Origin of the sequence: Psychroserpens mesophilus (assembly GCF_050617655.1) — a bacterium.
Classification (GTDB): domain Bacteria; phylum Bacteroidota; class Bacteroidia; order Flavobacteriales; family Flavobacteriaceae; genus Psychroserpens; species Psychroserpens mesophilus_A.
On sequence record NZ_JBODQC010000019.1, the window covers coordinates 1 to 8,162 of the forward strand.

General features: G+C 38.5%; 2 protein-coding genes. Both read left to right on the forward strand.

Annotated elements, in window-relative coordinates; all coding sequences use genetic code 11:
* The first annotated feature begins 2 nt into the window (after positions 1-2).
* Positions 3-77 (forward strand): T9SS type A sorting domain-containing protein, encoded by a 75-nt coding sequence (locus tag ACRHNM_RS16000; RefSeq protein WP_431134025.1) that lies wholly within the window; start codon positions 3-5, stop codon positions 75-77.
* 325 nt (positions 78-402) lie between these two features.
* Positions 403-8,162: fibronectin type III domain-containing protein (locus ACRHNM_RS16005; protein ID WP_431137648.1), on the forward strand; the 7,760-nt coding region annotated here is incomplete at its 3' end.

An 8,162-nucleotide genomic window follows, 5' to 3' on the forward strand; every position in this document is an offset into this window, starting at 1 on the left:
ACATCAACTCTGGTGTGTACATTGTGACTGTGAAAGACAATGGACAAGAGAAAACTAAAAAAGTAATTATTGACTAACACTCTTTAAACTATAATTTTAAAAAGCGCACTAATATATTAGTGCGCTTTTTTTATGGTTGAAAACCTAAACTAAAAATACCTTTCATCTATGAAAAGCATCACTTCAAAGAAAACATTTTTTTCTTACAAACAAAAAGTTTGAAAATTCTTGGGTTTTATTATATTTGTTTACGGATTTAACAAAAAATTAACCAATTCTTTGAAATAAATCTTTCCCAATCTTCGCTCAAACTCCTATTTATGCAGCTTGTGTAATACTATACAAGTCATTGGTATTTATATATGTTGACTATTTACTAATACCGCTAAAAACTATTTAATTATGAAAAAATTTACACTCATTGCATTGGTGTTGTTCGCTTTTTGCTGGCAATCTAATGCACAATCGATTGTTATTGGCACAGGAACAACTACCACCGATGGTAGTGGATCTGACCCAATTGATGATTTTTACAACTCATTTAGATACCAGGTAGTGTATACTGCCGCTGAATTGAGTGCATCATTAACACCTTATGATGAAATAACAGCCCTAGGTTGGTCTGTTTCTGAAAATGGTGGTCAATTACTAGGCTACACCATTAAAATGGGACATACTTCAGCCACCAACTCAGCTGCACATGATGCTTCTGTGACTAGTGTTGTTAAAAATGCATTTGATTATACCCCAACTGTTACGACTGCGGGTGTTTTTGACATGATAACATTTGATACCAATTTTGTTTGGAATGGAGTTGATAATATAGTAGTTGAAGTTTGCACTGATGGACAAAACCCTTTTGGCACACCTTATGGTGGAGTAAGAGGAACTACTTTAACTACAGGTTCGCGATTTTATAGAGTTGATGGTGGCACCGCTTGCGGTGTTAATACCAACAGCACGAATGGCAACAGACCTAACATACAATTTAATTATATTGACGGAACACCTCCTGCGTGTCTTCCTCCAACAGCATTAACTATAGATAGTTTTACAGCTACAACTGCTGAAATTAGCTGGACGGCTGCTAACTCAGAAACCGATTGGGAAATAGCAGTGCAAATTGCTGGAACAGGAGTTCCTGGAGCCGCTGATAATACAGGAACAGATACAACATCAAACCCATATTCTGCTACAGGTTTAACGGGTTCAACAACATACGAAGTATATGTAAGAGCAGATTGTGATGGCGATGGGTTAAATTTAAGTTCTTGGTCTGGTCCTCTAAACTTTACCACTTCATGTGTGGTAGAAACAGCACCTTATACTGAAGATTTTGAAAATGGAGGTGCACTTCCACTTTGCTGGACATTAGCAGGTGATGAGAACTGGTTATTTAGCAATACAGGAAGTGGCAATTATGTAGGTGACAATGGTACGTTATCTGGCTCAACAGCTTCTGGTGGGTACTTTGCATGGTTAGACGATTCTACTCCTGACGCAACCAATGCTGAATTAAGATCACCATTAGTAGATGTATCTGGTTTAACGACTCCTAGTTTATCTTTTTATGAAATAAGTGATAATGAGGGAGCTAATCCAAATGCAACACTAACCGTAGATGTTTGGGATGGTGCTGCATGGAATACCGTAGGCACATACAATACCAATACAAATGGTTGGGAACAAAAATTCATAGATTTAAGTGGCCTTACATTTACAGGGCCTGCTCAAGCACGATTTCTAATTGCTGACTCTGGAAGCTTTTATGATGATATTGCCATTGATGATGTAAGTTTTGATGAATATCCTGCTTGTTTTGCGCCTTCAGCATTAACCATTGATAGCTTTAATGCTTCGTCTGCTACTATTAGCTGGACTGCTGGTCCTTCTTCTGAAACTGATTGGGAAGTTGTAGTACAGGCTGATGGAACTGGCGAACCAGCTGGTGCTGGAACAGCAACTTCAACGAATCCATATTTTGCATTAGGCTTAACACCAAGTACTGCTTACGAGGTTTACTTAAGAGCAAATTGTGGTGGTGGCGATTTTAGTGGCTGGATTGGTCCTGTTGATTTTACAACATCACCAATAGCACCTCCTTCTTGTATTACAACCTACACGTCTACTCCAGACGCCGCATGTGGTAATAATGATACTACACTTTCATGGGATCCTGTAATAGCTGATGGTTATTTTATTACCGTAGGAAGCTCTACAGGTGCAAACGACATTCTTGATAATGTTGATTTAGGTGACGTTACATCAACCACAGTGAGTAGTCAAAATCCTAATACAACGTATTATTACACTATTTCACCTTATAATGTTGTTGGTACAAATACAACATGTACTGAGCAAACCTATACTACGTTTGCTACTGGATGTTTATGTGATTCTATACCTTCATCAAACGATAATAATGGAATTTCTAATGTAAGATTAGGTATTACAGATTATCCTACTGCTGATGTCACTTATTTTGACCATTCTGGTGGAGGTGTTGTTGATTTTCCAACAGGTGTACCAACCAATGTAGAAATCACTTTTGAAACGGGTTACTCTTATGGTGTAAATATATGGATTGACCTCAACGACAATTCAACTTTAGAGCCTTCAGAATTAATGTTCACTGGTGAGTCAACAAATGCAAATCCTGTAACGTTTCAAGCTGATTTTGCTGTACCTGGTGGTTCGACTCCAGGTATTCATAAAATGAGAATCGTTACAGATGATACTGTTGCTGACGCAGCTGATCCTTGTAACTCAAGTACGTTTGGTGTTACTCTAGATTTTGATGTCAATGTAACTGTTCCTGCTTGTACACCTGCTGTAATTGCTAGTACTACTGTTGTTGACGATTGTGGTACCGGAACTTTTAATGTTGACATAGAAGTTACTGATCCTGGTACTGCTACATTTATAGTAGGTATTGCACCTACACCAATAGTCGCTGGAACAAACACAGTAGGTCCTTTTAACATAGGAGATACTTCTCCTAGTCTTGAGATTATAGACATCACTAATCCTGCCTGTAATATTTCTTTAGGTACCTTTACAAGTAACTATACTCCTCCTTCTGGTTTAAGTGCATCCAATGTAACTGGAACCACTGCAGATTTGGCTTGGACAGTTAATGGTCCAGAAACAGCTTGGGAAGTACTAATATTACCTGATGGAGATCCTACTCCAGCAGGAACAACCTCTGGAACTGATGTGTCAGGCGCTAACCCATACACTGTTACTGGTCTTACAGCTCAAACACCTTATGATGCCTATGTAAGAGGAATGTGTGGTGCAAATCCTGAATGGATAGGACCTTTAAGCTTTACAACAGCATGTGATACGTTTACACCAGCTTACACAGAAGACTTTACAACATTTCTTGATACCTGTTGGGAAGAAGCTACTGATGGTGATTTAACAGCCGGACCAGCATCATTTGGTTCTGGTGGTTTTGGTGCAGAAGAATTTGCTCATGTTGGCACAGGTAATGGAGCGGTAAATATCAACATGTACTTAGGTGGTCCAGATATTGACTGGTTATTATCACCTACGTTTGATTTATCTGCTGATGGTTACCAATTAGAAGTAGATGTCGCTATGACAGATTATAATGCCACAACTCAAAACGATGGGTTTAATCCTGGTGATGAGGTGCGTATTGTGTATTCTAATGATGGTACAAACTGGACAACTCTAGTTACTTATGATGACACCAATGTTCCTGCTTCTGCTGGTCAGACTGAAATTGTTGACCTTACAGGGATTACAGGAACGAATGTACAATTTGCATTCTATGTTTCTGAAGGTACTACTGGAAGAGATATTGATTTCCATATAGATAATTTTAAAGTAAGAACACCTCCAACTTGTTTTGATGTATCAGATATAACACTTGATAATGTTTCAACTACATCTGCAGATATTAGCTGGACAAATGCTGGTGCTGAAACCAATTGGGAAATAGCTGTTCAAACTGCTGGAACAGGAACTCCTGGTACAGCTAACGATACTGGAGCAAATACTGCTTCTAATCCATATTCTGCTTCAGGCTTAACGGCTCAAACAAACTACGAAGTTTATGTAAGAGCAGAATGTACTCTCGGATTAGAATTTGGTGAGTGGATTGGACCTCTTAATTTTTCAACCACTTGTAACCCTATTAACACGTTCCCTTGGACGGAAGATTTTGAAAGTATTACAACGCCAGACTTACCTATTTGTTGGTCTGCATTAAATGAAAATGCTGATGGTGATGCATTCCAAACTTGGGAGACTTATGGTGCTGGTGGCTCTAATGCAGCTGGATTATATACTGACTTTAATGGTGGAAGTAATGATGATTATTTAATTTTACCACAATTTACATTGACTGGTAACCAAGAATTATCATTTAGTGTAAGAGCAAGATCAACTGGTGAACCAAACGATTATAGAGTTGTACTATCAACTACTGGAACTGCTGCAACTGATTTCTCTACGGAATTACAAGCATTAACAACAGTATCTAATACAACACATGCGGCAATTGATCCTATTCGATTAACGGACTATACTGGAGATGTATATATCGCTATACATGTACCAAATGGAGGTTTAGATGGTTATTATATCTATTTTGATGATTTCAGCATTGTAGATTTACCTCCTTGTGTTGATCCTACTGATGTAACAATAACACCTTTTGCTACAACAGTTGATATTAGCTGGACTCCTGGCACAGATGAAACAGCATGGGAATTTGAAATAGGATTGGCAGGATTTACACCTACAGAAACACCTACTGCATCAGCTACTAATCCATTGAGTATACCAGGTTTGCCTTCTGAAACATCTTTTGACATTTATCTTAGATCTGATTGTTCTGGTACAGGTGATGGATTTAGTGTTTGGACTGGACCATTTAACTTTACAACCACTGCAAGTTGCCCAGATGTTACAGCTATTACTTTAGACAGTGCTACTGGCACAACGGCAGATATAAGTTGGACTAATGGTAGCCTTGAAACCGATTGGGAAATCGTAGTACAAACTGCTGGTACTGGAGAACCGGCTGCTACTGACGACTCTGGAACTAATACATCATCTAATCCACACTCTGCTACAGGATTATCACCTGAAACAGCTTATGAAGTATATGTAAGAGCAGAATGTACTATTGGAAGTGAATTCAGTAATTGGACTGGACCTTTTAACTTCACTACACCTTGTGCAGCTATCACACCAGACTATGCCGCTGATATGTCAACAAATGCTCCTGATTCAGGTTCATGTTGGGTTGAAGCTGGTAGTGGCGAAGTTGCTGCTGGTCCTAGCGACATAGGCGCTTCAGACTGGACTACTGGCTCTTATATTTATGGAGACTCTAACAGAATAAATCTGTATAGTAATGTAGATAGAGAATGGTTAGTATCACCTCCTTTTGATTTATCTGCTGGTGGGTATCAATTAGTTGTGAATGTAGCTGTAACAAACTGGAATAGTAGTACAGTTGCTGATGTAATGGGTTCTGATGATGAAGTACAATTAGTAATGAGTACCGATAATGGAGCTACTTGGACTAATTTAACAACTTGGACTGCAGCTGATGCTCTTCAACCTTCAGGTACTGATTATCTTGAAGATTTAACTGGAGTGACTGGTAGTAATGTTCTATTTGCTATAATGGCTTCTGATGGTACTGTTGATGATAATCAAGATTATGATTTCCATATTGGACGTTTTGAAGTGAGAACTCCTCCTGCTTGTCCAGAAGTAATTGCTATTACAGCATCAAATGTAACCACAACATCTGCTGATATTGGGTGGACAAATGGTGGCTCTGAAACTGCTTGGGAAGTTGCAATTCAAGCTGTTGGCACAGGAGAACCTGCTGCAGCTAATGATTCTGGTACAAATAGTTCAACTAACCCATATAATGCAACTGGCTTAACTTCAAATACAGCTTATGAAGTCTATGTAAGAGCTGAATGTGTTGATGGTGTAGAATTTGGATTATGGGCTGGGCCTTTTAATTTTAGCACACCATGTGATGCTGTTACAGATTTCTCTGAGAATTTTGATAGTGTTACAACTCCAGACTTACCAGATTGCTGGTCAAGTATTATAGATAATGGCGCATCAAGTTTTGCCTCTGTAACTTCAAGTACAAGTGCAGATAGCTCTTTACCTAATGGTGTAAGCTTATACAATTCTGATTCTCCTTCAACATCTAATATTATTTTAGTGTCTCCAGTTTTATCAAATTTAGGTGATGGCACACATCGTCTTAGATTTAACGCTAGAAACTCTACAGCAACTCAAGATATTGAAGTAGGAACATTATCAGACCCAACAGACGGTTCTACATTTACAGCACTTACTACTGTGGATTTAAGTAATACGTTTGATGAATATGAAGTTTCATTTGCTGGATATTCAGGTACTGATACTTATATTGGTGTAAGAAGATTATCTACATCTACATATACTTATGTGTATTTAGATGATATTACTTGGGAAGCACTACCTTCATGCTTGGCAGTGTCTGATATAATTGTAGATAATATTACTACAACTTCAGCTGATATTACTTGGACAGCTGGTGGTTCTGAAACAGATTGGGAAATTGTAGTTCAAGCTGCTGGAACAGGAGCTCCTGGTTTAGCTGATGGTTCTGGAACAGATACAACATCTAATAACCCATATAATGCATCAGGTTTAACTACTGCTACTGCATACGAAGTGTATGTAAGAGCAGAATGTGTTGCTGGTACAGACTTTGGAGCATGGGTTGGTCCTGTGAATTTTGCAACTACTTGTGATGTGGTAACAACTTTTCCTCTTTTTGAAGACTTTGAAGGTAATGGAGATGTAATTCCTACTTGCTGGACTCAGGAAATTGAGACTGGAACAACTAGCTGGACTTTCGCTTCTGATGGAGATAATGGTGGTTCAGGAACATCTAATGATGCCTATAGTGGAACTAGAAATGCTTTATTTGTTGACTCGGATACTGCAGATGATATTACAAAACTTGTTTCACCTGCTTTGGATTTGACAGGTTTATCATCTCCTGAGCTTTCATTCTGGCATACTCAAGAAATATGGTCACCAGATCAAGATGAATTAAGTGTGTACTACAAGACCTCTGCTGGAGGAACATGGACACTATTAGCGACATATACAAATAGTATTCAAGACTGGACTCAAGAAACAATAGTATTACCTAGTCCGAGTGCTGATTATTACATTGCCTTTGAAGGTAATGCTAAATATGGTCGTGGTGTTGCTTTAGATGATGTATCAATTTTCGATAACATCCCTGGAACGTATACCTATACAGATGGTGTATGGTCTCCATCTACTCCTGCTAATGATCTTGATGATATTATTGTTGCATCTGGTAACTTAGTATTAAGCTCAGATTTAACATGTAACTCTATGATTGTAAATCCTGGTGCAAGTGTAACTGTTAATTCAGGGACTACACTTGAAGCAACTAACGGATTATTATTAGAATCCAGTTCAACAAGTTATTCAAGCTTAATACGTAATGGAACAATTGTTGGAACATTAGAATATGAGCGTCATGTGAACATCAATGGTTCTGGAACTACGGGTAGCAACGATTTAGTATCTGCGCCTTTAACTGGCCAGCCTTTTAATGTGTTTGCTGCTGCGAATCCTAATATCTTAACCAATAATGATGATACATTATACTTATTTGGACCTTTTAATAAAGGAACTGGTGCTTATGTAACATGGGCTAATACAGAAACCGCAACTCTTGATCCTGGTGTAGGTTATAGAGCTGGATCTACAGATAATGGTACTTTCACGTTTACCGGAACAGCTAATAATGGAAATGTTACGCATGACATTGTTAATGCTGGTCCTAATAACGCTGCTTGGAACCTAGTGGGTAACCCTTACCCTTCTTATATGAATGTACAGCAATTCCTATTACACGATGTTGGTGGTGTGATTAACCTTCAGTTATTTGATGCACCTACTGCTGCTATCTACGGATATGATGGAAGTGCTCTTAATGGATGGACCGTTTACAACCTAGCAACGACAACTGCTTCGACAGTTATTGCGCCTGGTCAAGGTTTCTTTGTAAGTGCTGATGCTACTAACGATGATCTTTATGATTTAGAATTCACACCTGCTATGCG